General features: G+C 38.4%; 15 protein-coding genes. 8 read left to right on the top strand and 7 right to left on the bottom strand.

What is annotated here, in order from left to right; genetic code table 11:
• Nucleotides 1-417: 417 nt before the first annotated feature.
• The gene (locus tag F5ESL0260_RS00520; RefSeq protein WP_122025473.1) at nt 418-1503 is read left to right on the top strand and encodes a serine hydrolase; all 1086 of its coding nucleotides are present in this window, start codon (nt 418-420) and stop codon (nt 1501-1503) included.
• A gap of 228 nt (nt 1504-1731) precedes the next feature.
• Here the strand turns inward: F5ESL0260_RS00520 and F5ESL0260_RS00515 are convergent, their stop codons facing one another.
• From F5ESL0260_RS00515 to F5ESL0260_RS00505, 3 genes are all read right to left on the bottom strand, one after another.
• Nucleotides 1732-1983: a hypothetical protein gene (locus tag F5ESL0260_RS00515; protein WP_046324090.1), complete on the bottom strand. Its 252-nt coding sequence runs from the start codon at nt 1981-1983 to the stop codon at nt 1732-1734.
• Between the two features lie 196 nt (nt 1984-2179).
• Entirely contained in the window at nt 2180-5020 is a 2841-nt protein-coding gene (locus F5ESL0260_RS00510) for a DUF3427 domain-containing protein (RefSeq protein WP_122025472.1), read from the bottom strand.
• A 117-nt stretch (nt 5021-5137) separates the two neighbouring features.
• Nucleotides 5138-5965, bottom strand: a complete 828-nt coding sequence (locus F5ESL0260_RS00505; protein ID WP_122025471.1) for an exodeoxyribonuclease III — start codon at nt 5963-5965, stop codon at nt 5138-5140.
• A gap of 325 nt (nt 5966-6290) precedes the next feature.
• Here F5ESL0260_RS00505 and F5ESL0260_RS00500 point away from each other — a divergent pair, with 325 nt between their 5' ends.
• A complete protein-coding gene (locus F5ESL0260_RS00500) occupies nt 6291-7301 on the top strand; it encodes a D-2-hydroxyacid dehydrogenase (protein ID WP_122025470.1) in 1011 nt (336 codons plus the stop codon).
• 98 nt (nt 7302-7399) lie between these two features.
• Here F5ESL0260_RS00500 and F5ESL0260_RS00495 read toward each other — a convergent pair whose 3' ends face one another.
• From F5ESL0260_RS00495 to F5ESL0260_RS00485, 3 genes are all read right to left on the bottom strand, one after another.
• Complete coding sequence (locus F5ESL0260_RS00495) at nt 7400-8167, bottom strand: pyrroline-5-carboxylate reductase (protein WP_122025469.1); 768 nt, start codon at nt 8165-8167, stop codon at nt 7400-7402.
• A 15-nt stretch (nt 8168-8182) separates the two neighbouring features.
• A complete protein-coding gene (locus tag F5ESL0260_RS00490; RefSeq protein WP_046324085.1) occupies nt 8183-9046 on the bottom strand; it encodes an aldo/keto reductase in 864 nt (287 codons plus the stop codon).
• A 63-nt stretch (nt 9047-9109) separates the two neighbouring features.
• Nucleotides 9110-9820 carry a YjjG family noncanonical pyrimidine nucleotidase gene (locus tag F5ESL0260_RS00485; RefSeq protein ID WP_122025468.1) on the bottom strand — a complete coding sequence of 237 codons (711 nt, stop codon included), beginning with the start codon at nt 9818-9820 and terminating at the stop codon, nt 9110-9112.
• Between the two features lie 637 nt (nt 9821-10457).
• Here F5ESL0260_RS00485 and nrdJ point away from each other — a divergent pair.
• The 5 genes from nrdJ (at nt 10458) to F5ESL0260_RS00455 (ending at nt 14635) form a co-directional block, all read left to right on the top strand.
• Entirely contained in the window at nt 10458-12692 is a 2235-nt protein-coding gene (gene nrdJ, locus F5ESL0260_RS00475) for a ribonucleoside-triphosphate reductase, adenosylcobalamin-dependent (protein WP_122025466.1), read from the top strand.
• A gap of 23 nt (nt 12693-12715) precedes the next feature.
• Entirely contained in the window at nt 12716-13099 is a 384-nt protein-coding gene (locus F5ESL0260_RS00470) for a DUF4430 domain-containing protein (protein ID WP_122025465.1), read from the top strand.
• Between the two features lie 79 nt (nt 13100-13178).
• Entirely contained in the window at nt 13179-13571 is a 393-nt protein-coding gene (locus F5ESL0260_RS00465; RefSeq protein WP_110445389.1) for a DUF4430 domain-containing protein, read from the top strand.
• A gap of 6 nt (nt 13572-13577) precedes the next feature.
• Complete coding sequence (locus tag F5ESL0260_RS00460) at nt 13578-14096, top strand: ECF transporter S component (protein WP_046324079.1); 519 nt, start codon at nt 13578-13580, stop codon at nt 14094-14096.
• The gene (locus tag F5ESL0260_RS00455) at nt 14093-14635 is read left to right on the top strand and encodes a cob(I)yrinic acid a,c-diamide adenosyltransferase (protein ID WP_122025464.1); all 543 of its coding nucleotides are present in this window, start codon (nt 14093-14095) and stop codon (nt 14633-14635) included. The genes F5ESL0260_RS00460 and F5ESL0260_RS00455 overlap by 4 nt, the downstream gene beginning before the upstream one ends.
• A 76-nt stretch (nt 14636-14711) precedes the next feature.
• On the opposite strand, the gene F5ESL0260_RS00450 is transcribed toward F5ESL0260_RS00455, so the two are convergent.
• Nucleotides 14712-15575, bottom strand: coding sequence for an NAD(P)-dependent oxidoreductase (locus F5ESL0260_RS00450; protein ID WP_122025463.1), 864 nt, complete (start codon nt 15573-15575; stop codon nt 14712-14714).
• 683 nt (nt 15576-16258) lie between these two features.
• Between F5ESL0260_RS00450 and F5ESL0260_RS00445 the strand changes: the two genes are divergently transcribed.
• Nucleotides 16259-18004 carry a 1-deoxy-D-xylulose-5-phosphate synthase gene (locus F5ESL0260_RS00445; protein WP_122025462.1) on the top strand — a complete coding sequence of 582 codons (1746 nt, stop codon included), beginning with the start codon at nt 16259-16261 and terminating at the stop codon, nt 18002-18004.
• Nucleotides 18005-18012: the final 8 nt, after the last annotated feature.

The raw sequence follows: 18012 nt of genomic DNA, 5'->3' as shown, positions 1-18012 counted from the left end.
GTCTTTTGTCAACTGCTTTTGCTTGATTTTTTTAACCCTGTCTTCGTGCTCTTGCCTTGCGGCTCATTGCCCGACGACAGTTATTAATACTAGCAAGTATTTTTCTTTTTTGCAAGTCTTTTTTGCATTTTTTTGAAATAAAAATATTTCTTCATTATATTAGAATTATTTTTACTCAATTAGTTAGCCTGGCTTCACCGTAATCTAGTTTGAATTGCCCCACGATTTCCTTAAAATATTTGTCTCGTATCTTCTTTATTTGTCACAATTTCGTATCTTAAAAATAGCAAACGTTATCTAAACTTAATCCTTTCGTATAACCTAATTAATTTAAAAGTTTTATAATACAACTATCTTTTTAAGGAGATTAAAACTATTTTGAATCATAAAATCATTACACTAGCCACGTCCTTAGTCATGGCCGTAACACCCCTAGCCGCTGTTTCTACTACACAAGTCAAAGCGGCACCAAGCAGCTCGCAGACAGAGATGTATAACTTTGTCAGAAATACCTTGCAAAAACATCATGTTCGCGGCATTGTCACCGTTGTTAAAAACGGTGTACCACAGACAATTAGCTATGGTTATGCTTGGTATGGCAAGCGTATCGGTAACGGCAATAGCCAAGTTGTCTATCCGACAGCTTCTTTGCAAAAAGTAATAACTGCGGCTATGGTAGTCCAGTTAATTAACGAAACCAAGGGCACTAATAATTCCTTCACCCAATACACCAAAATATCTCGCTGGTACCCTAACCTCAAAAATGCGGATAATATTACTGTAGGCAATCTGTTAACTCATACATCCGGCATTATGGCGACTAAAACCGAAGTAGACAGGGGCCGAAACTATTCGGAAGAAAAAGCAATTAACTGGGTAGTTAACAACATTAATTCTTCTCCATCCGACACAATAGGTAATTATCATTACAATAATAGTAATTATATTTTACTTACAGGCATTATCAGACAAATCACCGGTAGATCGTATGCGGACAATATCCAGAGCCGAATTATTGACAAGCTGAACTTGCAGAATACATATCTTTACCAAAACATTCCTAAGGGTAAAACAGACCCTATTTCATACTATTCAAATGGTGGTAAAAATTATCAGCAAGCCGCTTATCTTAAAAAGAGTTTAGTTTCACAGATTCCAGGTGCCGGCAATCTATTTACTACAACAGAAGAATATTACAAAATGCAAGTTGGTTTAACAGATGGCGCTATTCTTAATAAAAACGATTTTTATTATCTAACACACTTAAAAAGCAAGGTAGTTAATTATTCAGGCGGACTTTATTTGTATAATAACGATAATATTAAAAACGCCTATGGGAGTTTTAAAGGGGTTCATTTTGGTACCTGGATGCAGCTAACTGCAGATAATCAAAACGGTATTGTAATGTTTTTAAATCAAACTGATGATAATGAAAATGACCAAAAAGATGTAGGCTACGAAATATTGCAGCACATCAAGCCTAATACTTTTGTAGAGCGTTAATTTGATTTAGCTTAACTTCTAGATAAATTTAGTTTAAAACAAATAAGAGTTAGGAAAATTTCCTAACTCTTATTTTTTACTTGTAATATTTATTAAAAGTTACTCTTTTTGACGTATTGGTTTTTCCTTACGATTCCTTACGATATAGTATAACTTCCGATGGGATCTTAACGGCTGCGCCATAAAGTTTCATTTATCTTGATTATTTTTAATATTTAAAAGTTAAAATTATTTTTCACGTTTCTTTTTGATTTTGTCATACAGATACATCGTATCAGAGATAGCGAAATAGACAAGTGTAATAAAAAATGCAACTGTAGCAATTTTAAGAGCCAAACTAAAATTAGTTAATGCTGTCCACATTAAAAAGACTACATATAGAGCCGCAATTGGTAAAACAACTCGATTAATTCGATGTTCTTGACGCATAGCATGGATAGCTTTATTTTGATCTGCATCTTTAAGGTTACGTTCTGCCATTTTGTTACCTCCTTTTTATGGCCTACTTATTTAAATTTTATGCTATTTTAACATAATATTGGTAAAATAGCTAATTTTATTAATATTTATTTAATATTTTTTATCTGAGTTATCAAGCAAAAATTCTAGAATGGCGACTCTTGAAGCGTTACAGCTAACAGAAAAAGTCTAAGAAAATTAATTCTTAGACTTTTTCTTATTCATTAAATAATAACTCATACATTTTGGTACTCAACGGCTTTTCTAATAATAAATTCATCCCTACCACTGCTTTTTTCTTCGGCCCCAGCAATTCTTCTTTGACCGTGTCTTTTTGAATATCAACCTGTCCTAAATAGTAAAACTGCTTGCCAATCGCATCACTCTTCTTAACAAAAAGCAACAGCTTCATTTGCGGCGTATTAAGCAATCTCTGCACCTCATCTGATTCTAGATGACGTGGCGATCGCGTATACCAGCGTAAACAGCGGCCGTCTTCTAGCGTATTATGGTATAAAGCATTGCGCTTTTTAGCCGAGTCTTTTTGATAAGTGATAAAAATAGGAGTTTCATGCTCGTCCACACGGTAGCCATACATTGGTGCAGAAACATCTAACGGCCAATTTAATAATCGGCAGGCATCTTTACGGTCATATTGCTCATAAAGAGTAAATTGCTTCTGATTATCATACTTGTGATTCATTGCCAAACCGGTTTTAATCACATCAACAAACAATTTTTTAAAAGTATTATTTTGCAAAAGAGACTGCGTCAATTGCGGTGCTAATGCATAATCCAGTAAATCAGCTTTAACCACAAGCGGCTGGCCGCCATATTGTTCTTTCTTAGTTGTCTTGCCCTGCTTAATGTCAAAAAAGTTTAATGAAAGAATATCTTCAACTGAAGTTAACACTCTTTCATTAACATAGGCACCATAATCATGCAATTTTTTTTCAAATTCTTCCTGACTAACCTGCTCTTTTTCTAAAAGCAGCTTTAAAAGCAGCAGTTCATGTGGCCTTTTGCCATTCAATAATTCTTTAGTAACAAAAGATAAAACCGCACTCTCATAACCATTCAATTTTACAGGCTCACCCATCTTGACCAGAAACTCGCCATAGTGCCCAAGACTATGATTATTCGCGAAGACCATTGGTGAAGTTGAACCGTAACGATAAAAATCAAATAGCAAGGGCGGACGCCCTATCTTTTCAGCTAATTCTTGGTAAGATTGCCGCAATTCCTTAATGCTGTCCAATTTAATCTTATCCAGCGAAGCCAAAATTTTGGCAGAAGCAATTTGGCTAAAGTTAATCGTTGAAACATCAATAAAGCTCGGGAGCACACTTTCTTCACGTGCCTTATCCTGCGAACGACTGTCATCCTGATTCAAAGCAATCGGAATTAAATAGTTATTTTTATAGTTACCGATAAAGTCGATGACCGTAACATAATCTTTACCGGGATATTTACGTAAGCCCCGACCTAGCTGCTGGATAAAAACAATACTGGACTGCGTATTCCGCAACATAATAATCTGATTTAAAGCCGGTATATCAATTCCCTCATTAAAGAGGTCAACGGTAATAATGTAATCAATTTTACCTTGTTCCAGCTGCCTGACTACTTGCAGTCTTCTTTTTTCACTGTCTTCATTAGTTAAGGCGATTGCTGGATGCCTGCGCTCTGAAAAGCTTTGAGCTAATTCACGCGCTTCTTCTTGGCGACTGCAAAAGACCAGACCTTTAGCTTGAGAGCCACAATAACCATAATAATCCAGCTGCTTTAAAACATAGTCAACACGCTCCGGCGCCAGTAATCTGCGCAAGTTGGCGGTCTCATCAATGCTTGCACCAGCAACTTCATAGTCCGCAACTCCCACATAATGAAAAGGAGCCAGCATTTTTTCTTCTAACGCTTCCCGCAAGCGGATTTCATAAGCTAGATTATAATCAAACAATCTATAGACATCCTGATCGTCCATTCTTTCTGGCGTGGCAGTCATCCCCAGCCAAAACTGCGGCTTAAACTTGGCAAAAATTCTCTGGTAACTTGGTGCGGCTGCTCTGTGGGCCTCATCAATCAAAATGTAATCAAAAGTTGTTGCACTCAGGCTGGCAAGGATATCCGGCTGACTCAAAGTCTGCACGGTGGCAAAAACATATTTGCGCTCAAGCTGGTGCTTATGTCCGGTTAACAAGCCATAATCAGTTGGATTGCCGCCAATTACCTGGTAAAAACTTTTTAAAGCTTTTTTGGCAATTTGTTCACGATGAACTACATAAAGAAACTTATGCGGTTTAAAATCTTTAACCGCAAAAGCCCCCAAATACGTTTTCCCAGTTCCAGTCGCTGAAACTACCAGGCCGCGTTTTTGACCATCTGCAACTAGTTCCTTTAGTTCACGCAGAGCTTCTACTTGCATCTTATTTGGCACAATTTTAGCTGCTTCATTAACATGAATCTGTGATTGCGGTTGTGGCTTTACCCAATTTTGTTCATATTCTCTTATCCAGCTTGCGGATAATGGCGTGCTCGTCTTTTTTAATTCATGCAGCTGTTGAGCAATTTGTGTTGTCAGTGTCGCATTATTCTTCGAACTAATTTTCAAAGCCCATTCATAATTACTTAAAAGTGCCGCACGGGTAAAATTAGCACTGCCAATAACCAAAGTTTGCCAATCGTCATGGTCAAAGAGATAACCCTTAGCGTGAAAACCGGCTTGCGGCGTAATCTTTACCGTTAAGTTGCTAATCTTCATTAATTCACGGAAAACTTTGGGATTGTTAAATCCTAAATAGTCACCTGTAATTAACGTACCCGTAACGTTTCTTTTAGCCAAATCGGCCATGACTACTTTAAAGGGGACAAGCATGTCCTGCGTCACAAAAGCCACTGCCCAGGTAAAAGTGTTGCAACTGAGGAGCTCTTGGCGCAAAGTCAGCCAAATGTTCTCCTGCTTATTATTTTGCAGGAGCTTTGGTCCTAATACTTCATGTCCCGGATAACTGGAATCATATAAACCGTTAAGAATGGCATCTTGCAGAGGCTCATTCATTCACATCACCTCAAAATTATTTTACACAAAAGAAAAAGAAACCCAACCTGATATGACCCCCAATTTATCCTAATTTTAGGGAACACTTCAATCCTTTGGATCTCTTTTGCTAGCTATCTACCAGTCTATTTCCAGTAAAATTGGGCAATGATCGGCGCGCGCTCCTGTATCCATCATTTCAGAGCGCTTTACCTTATCAGCAACTCTATTGCTTGTCAGCCAGTAATCAATTCTCCAGCCTGAATTGTTGGCTTTAGCAGTTCTTACCCTTTGAGCCCACCAAGAATAGACCCCTTCAACGTTGCCGTGAAGTTTTCTAAAAGTATCTGTAAAACCGGCTTTAAGCATTTTGGTAAAATCTGCCCGTTCTTCATCAGTAAAGCCAGCAGAATGATGATTAGTATCAGGATGCTTCAGGTCGATTTCATGGTGCGCACAATTATAATCACCACTAGCCAAGACCGGCTTTTCCTGATCTAATTGCTGCAAATATGCGATGTATTTTTCATCCCACACTTGCCGGTCATCTAGGCGCTTAAGGCCATTGCCAGAATTGGGGGTATATACTTGCGTGACAAAATACTCAGGAAACTCTAAAGTAATAATTCTGCCTTCGTGATCCATTGGCTCCGGCGCTCCAATAATAGGATAAGTTACTTTAGGCTTAAGTTCTTTTTTATATAAAAACATAGTTCCGGCATAACCTTTACGAGCTGGTTCTTCTGAGGAACGCCAGACTATATCATATTCAGGGAATTCCTTAGTTAATATTTCCCAATGCTTTTTAGTAGGACCCGTGGAGCGTAATTTTGTTTCTTGAATGGCAACAATATCTGCATTTTGGTCATGTATTTTTTCTAAAACCTTACGTGTCTCCACTGCACGCGAGGAAGTTCCGGTTAAAGCAGCATTTAGTGAGTCGATATTCCACGAAATTAAGATCATATTCTTCTCCTTATTATTCATTTCTTTCATTATATAGTTTTTTCACGGGGACTCAAAATTTCAGTAATTTTACCAGTACTATTTTGACATAAAACTTTATCTGATTTGCTCAAAAATGCTGTTATTTTTTTCACGACCTCAGCAAAAAAATTCGAAATTTTTTTAATATTGCTTAATCCCTTGATGCACAATATTGTAAGCGATTACTACTGCGGCGCGGTTTTTGCAAAAATTAATTTTTCACAATTTTATATTTTTAAATCATTTTGAGCAAGTGTATAATAGCACAAGAGATAACAATAATAATCTTTGGAGGTTAGATTTTATGACTAAAATTTATGCTTATGCCATTCGTAAAGACGAGGAACCATATGTACATGAATGGAAGGAAGCGCACAAGGATATTGAGGTTGATTATACTGATCAACTTCTTACCCCTGAAACAGCTGAATTAGCTAAGGGTGCTGACGGTGTCGTAACTTACCAGCAACTTGATTATAAAGCTGATACAATTGAAGCTTTGGATAAATTAGGTATTCATAACTGGTCAATCCGTAACGTTGGTATTGACAACATTGACCTAAAGAAAGCTAAAGAATTAGGCTTCAAGATCACTAATGTTCCTGTTTATTCACCAGATGCCATTGCTGAACATGCTGCCATTCAGGCTGCCAGAGTTCTACGTCAAGATAAGGCAATGGACGAAAAAATCGCTAAGCATGATCTTCGCTGGGCACCTACAATTGGTCGCGAAGTACGTGACCAAACAGTTGGTGTTGTTGGTACTGGTCATATTGGTCAAGTATTCATGAGAATTATGGAAGGCTTTGGCGCTAAAGTTATTGCCTACGATATTTTCAAGAACCCAGAATTGGAAAAGAAGGGCTACTACGTTGACGACTTAGATGAGCTTTACGCTAAGGCTGACGTTATTTCACTTCACGTCCCTGATACTCCAGAAAATGTTCACATGATTAACGATGATTCAATCAAGAAGATGAAGGACGGCGTTGTGATCGTCAACGTTTCTCGTGGACCATTAGTTGATACAGATGCAGTTGTGCGCGGTCTTGATTCAGGCAAGATTTTTGGCTTCGTAATGGATACTTACGAAAACGAAGTTGGTATTTTCAACAGTGACTTTAGTGGCAAAGAATTTCCTGACAAGCGTCTGGCTGACTTAATTGCACGGCCAAATGTTTTGGTTACGCCACACACAGCCTTCTACACTACTCACGCTGTACGCAACATGGTCGTTAAGGCCTTTGACAACAACTTGAAGTTAATTAAGGGTGAAAAAGCTGATACTCCAGTTGATTTAAATAAAGAGTTTTAATTTCTACACTTATTTCCCTTCTTAAATACACTTTTAACATTTCAAATAATACAAAAAGACACCAGATAAAATTATCTGATGTCTTTTTTAGGCTAAATTTAATTAGCAGAAGCATTAACAGCTTGAATTAATGCGTTTCTAAAGCCCAGTTCTTCCAGTTTGGTGACGCCTCTGATGGTTGAACCACCTGGGGTAGTGACTTCATCTTTTAACTCTTCAGGCAGCTTTTTACTAGCTAATGCCAATTTACTGGTACCTAAAAGCATTTGGTTAATTATCTGATATGATTCTGCTCGCTTAACACCGTTTTGCACAGCGGCATCACTAAGAGCTGCAACCAGCAAATCAACGTAAGCAGGTGTGCATCCGGCTACTGTACCATAGATACCCAGTAAGTTTTCGGGTACGACATATACTGTTCCCATTTGTGTAAAAATCTTTTTCACAGCAGCGATTATTTCCGGCTTTTCATCTGGCAGAAAACTAATAACAGTAATGCCAGCACCAACTTGAACCGGTGTATTGGGTACAACTTTGGCAAAGGTAGTGCCTTGCGGAAGATCTGCATTAATCTGCGTCAGGTCACCGCCACCAGTTGACAAAATTATGCCATGATATTTTTGACCTAAATTTTTGATGATGGTTGCAGTAATTGAACCGCCCACTGCAACTAGCACTGCTTGACAGTCCTTAAAGTCATCATAATTATTAATCAAGGTTAAGTGCAGCTTAGCTGCAAGTTTTTGCGCTGTATGATGTTGTCCACCGTCAAAAACATAGATGTCTTCACTGGGATTTTTAGCATTTAACAAGCCCTTAATAATTGCGGCGCCAATCTTACCAGCCCCAATAAAGCCAATTTTCATCACTTATTCACCTTTTTAAAAGTCTGTTTGATCTGGATCATTTGCTAACTTACCTGCTCCATGCAAACCATCAAGTTTAGCCATATCTTCTTCAGATATAGTAAAGTCAAAGACTTGTAAGTTGGATTCAAGACGCTCGCGGTGGACCGATTTTGGTAATGGAACAAAGCCATGTTGCAACGACCAGCGTAACAGGACTTGTGCTGGACTTTTATCATAGTGTTGGGCTACAGAAACTACTGTTTCGTTGGCAAATAAATCTCCTCTGCCTAGTGGTGAGTAAGCCTCACTCAGAATACCCAGTTCTTTGTTATAAGCTGTTACGTCTTCCTCCATATCACTAGGATTCAAGTAAATTTGATTGACGGCCGGACGAATTTTGGCAGTTTTCAGTAATTCAGCCAAATGCTTGCGTCTAAAGTTAGAGACTCCAATTGCACGAATTTTTCCTGCTTGCACTGCTTCTTCCATTGCCTGCCAGCTCTCCGCATTTAACTCAGCCCAGTGATCACGTACAGGAGCCGGATTAGGCCAATGGATTAAATACAAATCAAGATAATCCAAGTCTAACTTAGTCAAGCTTTCGTCAATGGCAGCTTTAGTTTTTTGATAGCCGTGATGATCGTTCCACAACTTAGTGGTTACAAACAAATCATGTCTGTTCACTCCACTTACTTTGATTCCCCGGCCAATACTTTCTTCGTTACCATATGCGGCAGCAGTATCAATTAACCGGTAGCCCAGATCCAGTGCATTCTCAACGGTTTTTTGAGCAACTTCACCGTCAGGAGTTTGCCAGGTTCCCAGTCCGATAACCGGTATTTTGACGCCATTATTTAGTTCATAAGTATCATTTAAAGAATGAATTTTGCTAGTCATAATTTTTCACCTCTCCCATCATTATACCGGATTGAACTATACTTCTACAGTAAAAGATAGCAATTATTGCGGTTGTTTTTGGAAGTCGCTTTTAAGTAAAGCCACAAATTCAGGATAGGTAGTTACTTCGTATAACGGATGCAAGTTCATCGTATTTTTCCGTTTCCGGTGGTTATACCAAATACTGTCAAAGCCATATTTTTCTGCACCTAGTATGTCTGACTGCAAACCGTCACCAAAGAAAACTGTTTGTTCCGGGCCGATTTTAGTATGAGCAAAAAAGTAATCAAAGATACGGGCATCAGGTTTAGCAAATCCTGCTTCTTCTGATGTCACAATCAACGAAAAATAATTAGCGATTCCGGCTAATTGTAGCCGATGTCTTTGCATATATGCTTCGCCATTACTTAAAATAGTCAATGCATAATTTTGTTTTTTGGCATAGCGTAAAGTATCAACTACACCCGGGAGCAGTTTATGTGCTTCGCCAAAATAAGAGCGGTATTCGTTCATTACTGCTAAGCCGTCAATTTCAATCCCGAATTTAGATTTAATAAAATTGGCAAAAGCTATTTTACTCAGCTGCTCATAGTCGATCTTGCCCTGCTCAAGCTCACGCCACAGACCTTGATTATATGCATGATAGTCCCGCTGCAGCTCATCAGTTAACGGCCATTGGTGCGCTTTAAAAAGACTCTGCAGAGCAAAACTTTCTGTAGCAGCAAAGTCAATTAAGGTATCATCAACATCAAAAATTATTTGTTTATAACGCAAGCATGTTCTTCCTCTCCAACTATTCCTCAGAATATAACACGTATTCACTAAAAATTAGTGTGGAGATTCATTATAACAATATTTCACAGCTAAAGAACATAATTAACTATTTTTAAATTTTGGGTTGCATTGCTACTGCTATTTCACAAAATAAGCTATAATATCCTTTAATTTTAGCAAAAGGGGTGATTGAGCATGTTTACACTATTATTGATTTTTTTTCTCATTTGGCTTTTTGTCAAAATGGGTATTGGCATCTTTAAAATTCTATTTTTCCTTCTGACTTGTGCTCTGACCTTCTTTTTCTTTGTTCAATTACTGCTTCCGGTAGCTGTTTTTCTGGGAGTCATTTTTCTCATATTTGCCCTAGTTAGACGCTAGTTTATCTCCAAAATTAAACATATATTCAAGCATAATAAGTATCACTTTTAACTTATTATGCTTTTTTATATTTGCGAATGCTATATGATTTTTTATTAACCTCGATAACTTACTCGCACATCACGTTGTGACTTTTACTTGTGTTTGAGACTAAATTTTTCTCTATCAAATACAAGATATTGTGGTATAGTTCTAGTGGACACCATAGATAATGTATCTGTGGAACAATAATTAATTTTAAGGAGTGACTTTGAATATGAAAAATACGAGCATAACGTTGGATCAGGGCTACATTGATCAAGTGAAACAAAATGTCACCCCCCATTGGGGAGAACTTGGCTGGGTTACTTATAAACGAACCTATGCCAGATGGCTTCCGGAAAAAAATCGTTCCGAAAATTGGGACGAAACGGTTAAACGTGTAATTGAGGGCAACATTAACCTTGATCCTCGTCTCAAAGGCACTCCTTCAAAAGAAGTAGTCGCTGAACTAACAAACGAAGCCAAGGATTTATTTAAACTAGTGTACGGTTTAGGAGCAACGCCTTCTGGACGTAATCTGTGGGTTTCCGGCACCGACTACCAAAAGCGCAATGGTGACTCGTTAAATAATTGCTGGTTTATTGCTATTCGGCCACAAAAATACGGTGATAGCCATATAGTTCCCGACTATTTAGGTCAAACGCAAGAAGCAGTTTCAATGCCTTTTTCATTTCTTTTTGACGAATCAATGAAAGGTGGCGGCGTTGGCTTTTCTGTTGTCCAAGACAATATTAAAAAGATTCCTACAGTTGATAATAAAATTGATTTAACGGTTGTAATTGATAAAAAGAGTGCTTCATACGCTGATTCAGTTAAACTTGGTGCAACGGATAAAGATGAATGGGCCAAGCAAAGCAAGGACAAATCAGATTACGTTTATTACAATTTGCCTGATACTCGCGAAGGTTGGGTTTTAGCTAATGCCCGTTTAATCGACATGCACTTCAATCAAACTAATCCCGAGAATAAGACCAAGCTGGTACTTGACATCAGCAGAATTCGTCCTTACGGAGCTAAAATTCACGGCTTTGGCGGTACCGCTTCTGGTCCTATGCCATTAGTGGAAATGTTTTTCGATATTAACAACATTATTAACAACCGGGCTAGTGGCAACTTAACTTCTGTTGATTGTACGGATATCTGCAACCTGATTGGTAAAACAGTCGTTGCTGGTAATGTAAGAAGGTCAGCGGAACTAGCTTTAGGTACAAGCACCGACCAAGACTTTATCACTATGAAACAAGATAAAGACAAACTTTACCACCACCGTTGGGCCTCAAACAACAGTGTAGCCATTGATTCTAACTTTGATGAATATGAACCAATCGCAAACGGTATTAGAGAAAATGGTGAACCGGGAATAGTTAACCTGGATTTATCTCGTAATTATGGCCGGATCATTGACGGTTATCAAAAAGATATTGACGGTGATGTTGAAGGTACGAACCCTTGTGGAGAAATTTCCTTGGGTAATGGTGAACCATGCAACCTGTTTGAAGTATTCCCGTATATTGCCGAGCAAGAAAACTGGGATTTAAAAGATGTTTTCAGAATGGCAACTCGCTTTGCTAAACGAGTAACCTTTAGTGACTACGACTGGGAAATATCCCGCAACATCATTTCCAAGAACCGGAGAATTGGTGTTTCAATGTCAGGTATTCAGGACTGGCTCTTAAATGATTTAGGTCACCGCGTTGTTACCGGCTTTGAAGACAGCGTTGATGAAGAAACCGGTGAAAAGATTAAGAAGCCAATTTACGATCCTCAAGGAATTAAAATGGTCACTTCCGCTTACCAAGCTGTCGTTGATGCTGATAAAGAATACAGCAAGACTTTAAGCTGCAACGAGTCAATTAAACATACTACTGTTAAACCTTCAGGTACTGTGGCCAAATTAGCGGGAGCTTCTGAAGGAATGCACTTCCACTACGCCGGCTACCTCATTCAACGGATTCGGTTCCAAGCTTCTGACCCACTGCTTAAAGCGCTCGATGCCTGTGGTTACTACTCAGAACCAGATATTTACTCACCAAACACAACTTGTGTCGAATTCCCATTGCGTGCTGCTCACGCTGACAGCAAGAACTTTGCCTCAGCTGGCACGGTTTCAATTGAAGAACAGTTTGCAACACAAGCCTTTTTGCAAACTTACTGGTCAGATAACGCAGTCAGTTGTACGGTTACCTTCCAAAGCGATGAAGGGGACAAGATTACACCACTGTTTAAACAATATCGGCATGTGATTAAGTCAACTTCTTTATTGCCATATTATGGTGGCTCACTGAAACAAGCGCCAAAAGAACCCATTGACAAAGAAAAATATGAAGAAAGAAAAGCTGAGATCACCGGTGATGTTGCTCAAGTATTTGCCGAGCAAAATGATGATCAAAAAGATTTGGAGTTAGTCGATCAAACCGACTGTGAATCTGGTGCATGTCCTGTTAAATAAATTAAGTAGGCGAAATCTTAGTCATGAAAAAAAGTAAATTACCAGTAATTGCCAGCGTAGCTGCTATTTTTGCCTTTAGCCTATCCGGCTGTGAGAATAACCAGACAAAGCCAAAACCCAAGACAAATAATATTTCTGTTAGCTATGTTTTAGCTGCTAAAAATGATACTGAAAAAAAGACAGTTAAAGTGCCGCAAAAATCTACTGTAATGACCGGTTTGAAAAAGGCGTGGAAAGTTGACAGTAATAAAGGCTTTATCACGGCAATTGACGGTAAAAAACAAAATGCTAAAAAGAAAATTTACTGGACTTACACTATCAATGGCAAATACGCTACCAAGGGTGCTAACCAGCAAAAAGTCGCAAATAAAGACAAAGTTAAGTTTACTTTAGCCAAAATGAAGTAAAACTATTGGCCGTGCAAGTGACTAAGTACGAACTATTTTAGTGCTTGCACAAAAATATTAATAGATTGGGAGTTTATATATGAAAAGAAGCAAATTATCAGTTTTGACCGGAATAGCCACCATTTTTACCTTTACCTTTGCAGGCTATGAAACAACTCAAAATGTCCAACAGGTTGATGCCAGCAGTAAGATCAAAGTTACTTACACTCTAAAAGTACATAATAAGACCTACAAGAAGAAGACTATTAAATTGCCAAAGCATTCAACTGTAATGCGTGGTTTAAGAAAATGCTGGAAAATAAAGAGTGACCATGGACTTATTACTTCAATAGCTGGTAAGAGCCAAAAACCAAGTAAAAAAATCTATTGGACCTACAAAATAAATGGTAAGTTCGCTCAAAAAGGTGCCGCAATCCAAAAATTGGCAAATAAAGATAAGGTTAAGTTTACTTTAGCAAAAGTTAACTTCTAAATTACTATGGCACGTAATTCAACTAAGAAATTAGCATTACTAGCGATTTTAACAGCCATGTGCGTAGCGCTAAGAATTTTTAAAATAATTCCTGTGCCTAATGTCCAGCCGGTAACCGATATTTTAATGATTGTAACGTTAAATATCGGCTTTGGCTTTGGTTTTGCCTTAGCTCTTTTGACCATGGTCGTCTCCAATATTTACTTAGGTTTTGGCATTTGGACTGTGGCACAAGTTTTAGCCTTTGGCGGCTGCGTCTTAACCGTTGCTTTGCTGGATAAATTCACGCCATTGAAAAAGCATTTTACTTTGCAACTGATTCTCGCCGTTTTTCTCGGTTGGGAATATGGCTGTTTTGTCGACTTCGGTATGTCTATTTTCGGCGGCTTTAACGCATTCTTGGCCTACTGGGCTGGTAGTTTAGTCTTTGATACCTACCATGCCATTGGTAATTTGGTATTCTACCCAATTCTCTACAAGCCATTGAATATTGCGCTTGATCATTACAAACGGAGGCTTTTATGACGATTAAAATTTATACTAAAGTAGGCGATCAAGGCTTTACCAAACAGGTTACCGGTAAAATGGTTCCTAAATATGACCTGCAAATTGTTGCTGTCGGCGATATTGATGAGCTTGATTCTTACTTAGGTGTCGTAATTGCCAATTTGTCTGCTAAATGCCAAGAGCTGCATGACCCTATTCAAAACTTGCAGCGGGACTTATATGAACTCGAAAGCGATATTGTTGTCAAAAGGCACGAAGAGATTACACCTGAAACAGTGACCAAGCTGGAAAAGAAAATCGACGAACTGAATAAAAAAATACCCCAAACAACCCATTTCATTTTACCTGGCGGTTCAATTACAGCAACTCATTTACATTATGCTCGGACAGTTGCCAGGCGAGCTGAGCGTTCACTGGTTAAGTTGAATGCTGAAGAGCAAAAGTTAGCTCCTGCTTGTTTAAAGTATCTCAACCGTTTATCAGATTATCTTTTTATTCTAGCGCGCTATGCCAACGTACTGGATGGCGTTCCTGAAGTCAAAAGTAAAATCAAATAAGTTTATTAGCATTTAAAAAAGTGAAGTAGTTCCAACCAAGAATTACTCCACTTTTTCTTTATCTTAAATTAGTATTTTACTGCCACCAGAGTTTAATTAAACCTTGTGTGCCCAAATCACCTAAGTGCTTTTCATCAACAAGTATCTCATATAACTTCTTAGCTTCTGCAGTAGCCGGCAAGTCAATTTTCATTTCTTTCGCAGTCTCTAAAGCAATGCGCAGGTCTTTCAAAAAATGCTTACTGAAAAAGCCTGGAGTATAGTCACCCTTTAAGACACGCGGACCGTAATTACTTAAACTCCAGTTAGCAGCACTACCAGCACCAACAGTTTTAAGGACGGCTTCAAGATCAAGCCCTGCTTTTTTAGCATAGACTAGCATTTCTGTCATACCGGTCATCGTGCCTGCAATCATGATCTGGTTAGCCATTTTAGTATTCTGACCCGCGCCAGCTGGTCCAAAATAGTGAACTTGCTTGCCGAAATCCTTAAAAAGAGGTTCCAAGTTTTGATAAGCAGATTTATCGCCCCCAACCATGATGGTCAGTGTACCGTTCTTTGCTCCGAGGTCACCGCCTGAAACGGGAGCATCAAGGACTTTTGCACCCTGCTTTTCACCTGCAGTGAAAATTTTTTGCGCTAAAGCCGGCTTGGAAGTGGTCATGTCTACCAGATTTTTGCCCTTAACTTCAGCTTGTAAAATACCGTTATCGCCGAAATAAACTTGCTCAACATCAGTTGGAAAACCAACAATCGTGAAAATGGTATCAGTTTGTTCAACTACAGCTTTAGGATTGTCACACCAAGTAGCACCTTTAGCAACTAGATTATCAGTCTTACTCTTTGTCCTGTTATAGACCCACAGCTCGTGGCCAGCTTTTAATAAGTTAAGGCAAATCGCATTACCCATTACGCCAGTGCCAATAAAACCTATTTTCATAATCAACATCTCCCTTATTAAAACGTTTTCTGGACAATTTAATCATACCACTAACTTATCTTTAATAAGCAGGTATTTAGATTTTGATTAACAAATAGCTCTGCCTGTCCACCATATTCCGGCATCTCTAATAAAGTACAATTCTTGATGGCCCACTTGCACTTAGATATGCACTCTGATTTATGCACAAAATGATATTTGATTATATTTTCCAATAATACTAATACAGTTTGATAAAAACAGTTTAGGCCTCATTTTAATGCTTTAGCAGCTTTAACAAAATGCCGCGCTTCTTTATAAGTCTGTTGTTCAATGCAGATCATTAAGAGATTGCAAATTACTCTTAATAATTCTTCTTTCTGGCGCAGCCTTGAAGCGCCCTTTAATTTTTCAACTATTTTTTACCTATTAGCAAATTGCTTTTCAAGTCATAAATCAGGATTAAATCAATTGCAAACACACCTGTAATTATAGTTTAAATGGTATCAAGTTCTTTTTAAATAAAAAATTTTAATTTGCTATTTGACTTAACCTTAACTTTAAGTACTACAATTTTGATAATTATAAAATTTATCCTGCTGAACATAGCAATTTATATAAATGTCAGCTCGCTACCACAATAAAGTATTTTATAATTATAATTAATAAACATTAAATAAATTAGTGCAGGGAGGCACTTTTATATGAACAAACATGAAGATTTCTTATTAAACCAAATTGCCGGACCCCAGGATCTTAAAAAATTAAGCATCCCTGAAATGGAAAAATTAGCCCAGGAAATCAGAACATTAATCTTAGAAAAAGATGCGGCTGAAGGCGGGCATCTTGGTCCCGACTTAGGAATTGTGGAGGCCACAATTGCCTACCATTATGTCTTTAATGCACCCGAAGACAAAATTATTTGGGACGTTTCGCACCAAACATATCCCCATAAAATGTTAACTGGACGGGCACAGGCCTGGCTTGATCCCGACCACTATGAAGATGTCACTCCGTATTCTAATCCGGACGAAAGTCCTTATGATTACTATTCAATCGGCCATACTTCAACCTCTATTGCGCTAGCAACAGGTATGGCTAAGGCCCGCGATTTAATGGGCAAGCATGAAAATATCATGGCTTTAATTGGTGATGGTTCGATGACTGGCGGGCTGGCCTTTGAAGGCTTAAACAATGCTGCAATTGAAAAACATAACTTGGTAGTTGTAGTTAATGATAATCAATGGTCAATTGATGAAAATGTTGGCGGCTTAGTGACTGCTCTGAATAAATTACGCGATTCAAATGGCCAGACTGCCGAAAATCCGTTTACAGCAATGGGCTTTGACTACCGCTATGTCGCAGACGGTAATAACCTGACTGATATGATTGCCGCTTTTAAAGCAGTTAAAGATGTTGACCACCCCATTTTATTACACATTAATACGCTTAAGGGCAAGGGCTATGAGCCCGCAGTTCTTGATGAAGAAGCTCACCACTGGGTCTCACCGTTTAATTTGCAAGATGATCAGCCACTTGCTCCAGAAAGTCAGGAGCCTACCCCTAATTCAGTGGCGCTTGACGTGCTTAAAGATGAGATTAAAGCAGGAAAAAATGTCATGGCTATAGATGCGGCCATTCCGGGTGTCTTTGATCTAGATGATTTTAAAAATGAATTTCCAGATCATTACACTGATGTGGGCATTGCTGAACAAGAGTCTGTTGCTTTTGCCACGGGGTTTGCCAAAGAAGGTGGCATTCCGGTTCTAATGGAAAATTCTACTTTCTTACAGCGTGCTTTTGACCAACTTTCTCACGATACGGCTGCCAACGACCTGCCAGTTGTAATGCTGGTAGCTGGTGGCAGAATCTCTAATCAATCTAAGACGCACTTGGGAATCTTTGACCAAGTAATGATTTCTAATTTACCTAATTGGATTTACTTAGCTCCTACTACACTAGAAGAAGAAAAGGCAATGATTAAGTGGGCCATTAAACAAAGAAAACACCCCGTTGCTATTAAAATGCCGGCTAATGTGCCAGATGCAGACGAACAAACTGTAGTAACCAATTACTCAGAAATTAAATATCGGGTTAAACCAGGTAAAAATGTAGCAGTTTTGGCACTAGGAGATTTTTATCAATTAGGAAAAGACGTGGCACATAAGTTAGGAGCTACCCTAGTCAATCCAGTTTCTGCCAATATTTTAGATAAACGAGCCCTAGACCAGTTAGCAGCCAATCATCGAGTAATTGTTACTCTTGAAGATAACTCTCTAGATGGTGGTTTTGGGCAAAAAGTGGCATCCTACCTTGGTAAAACCAAAGTTAAAGTACTTAATTACGGTCAAAACCGCGTTTATACCGATCAAACTCCAGTTAAAGAAATTTACCAGCAAAATCATTTAACTACTGAGCAAATTGTGGCGGATGTACAGCAGCTTTTATAATTGCAAAC

The organism is Lactobacillus sp. ESL0260 (assembly GCF_003692935.1).
Taxonomy (GTDB): Bacteria; Bacillota; Bacilli; order Lactobacillales; family Lactobacillaceae; genus Lactobacillus; species Lactobacillus melliventris.
The sequence above is the reverse complement of the archived record's forward strand: the minus strand, read 5'-3'. Positions and strand labels throughout refer to the sequence as shown.

Bases quoted from the DNA above. Each gene is read 5' to 3' on its own strand.
- F5ESL0260_RS00520 (WP_122025473.1), top strand. From the start codon at position 418: ATGGCCGTAACACCCCTAGCCGCTGTTTCTACTACACAAGTCAAAGCG.
- F5ESL0260_RS00515 (WP_046324090.1), bottom strand. From the start codon at position 1,983: ATGGCAGAACGTAACCTTAAAGATGCAGATCAAAATAAAGCTATCCAT.
- F5ESL0260_RS00510 (WP_122025472.1), bottom strand. From the start codon at position 5,020: ATGAATGAGCCTCTGCAAGATGCCATTCTTAACGGTTTATATGATTCC.
- F5ESL0260_RS00505 (WP_122025471.1), bottom strand. From the start codon at position 5,965: ATGATCTTAATTTCGTGGAATATCGACTCACTAAATGCTGCTTTAACC.
- F5ESL0260_RS00500 (WP_122025470.1), top strand. From the start codon at position 6,291: ATGACTAAAATTTATGCTTATGCCATTCGTAAAGACGAGGAACCATAT.
- F5ESL0260_RS00495 (WP_122025469.1), bottom strand. From the start codon at position 8,167: ATGAAAATTGGCTTTATTGGGGCTGGTAAGATTGGCGCCGCAATTATT.
- F5ESL0260_RS00490 (WP_046324085.1), bottom strand. From the start codon at position 9,046: ATGACTAGCAAAATTCATTCTTTAAATGATACTTATGAACTAAATAAT.
- nrdJ (WP_122025466.1), top strand. From the start codon at position 10,458: ATGAAAAATACGAGCATAACGTTGGATCAGGGCTACATTGATCAAGTG.
- F5ESL0260_RS00470 (WP_122025465.1), top strand. From the start codon at position 12,716: ATGAAAAAAAGTAAATTACCAGTAATTGCCAGCGTAGCTGCTATTTTT.
- F5ESL0260_RS00465 (WP_110445389.1), top strand. From the start codon at position 13,179: ATGAAAAGAAGCAAATTATCAGTTTTGACCGGAATAGCCACCATTTTT.
- F5ESL0260_RS00460 (WP_046324079.1), top strand. From the start codon at position 13,578: ATGGCACGTAATTCAACTAAGAAATTAGCATTACTAGCGATTTTAACA.
- F5ESL0260_RS00455 (WP_122025464.1), top strand. From the start codon at position 14,093: ATGACGATTAAAATTTATACTAAAGTAGGCGATCAAGGCTTTACCAAA.
- F5ESL0260_RS00450 (WP_122025463.1), bottom strand. From the start codon at position 15,575: ATGAAAATAGGTTTTATTGGCACTGGCGTAATGGGTAATGCGATTTGC.
- F5ESL0260_RS00445 (WP_122025462.1), top strand. From the start codon at position 16,259: ATGAACAAACATGAAGATTTCTTATTAAACCAAATTGCCGGACCCCAG.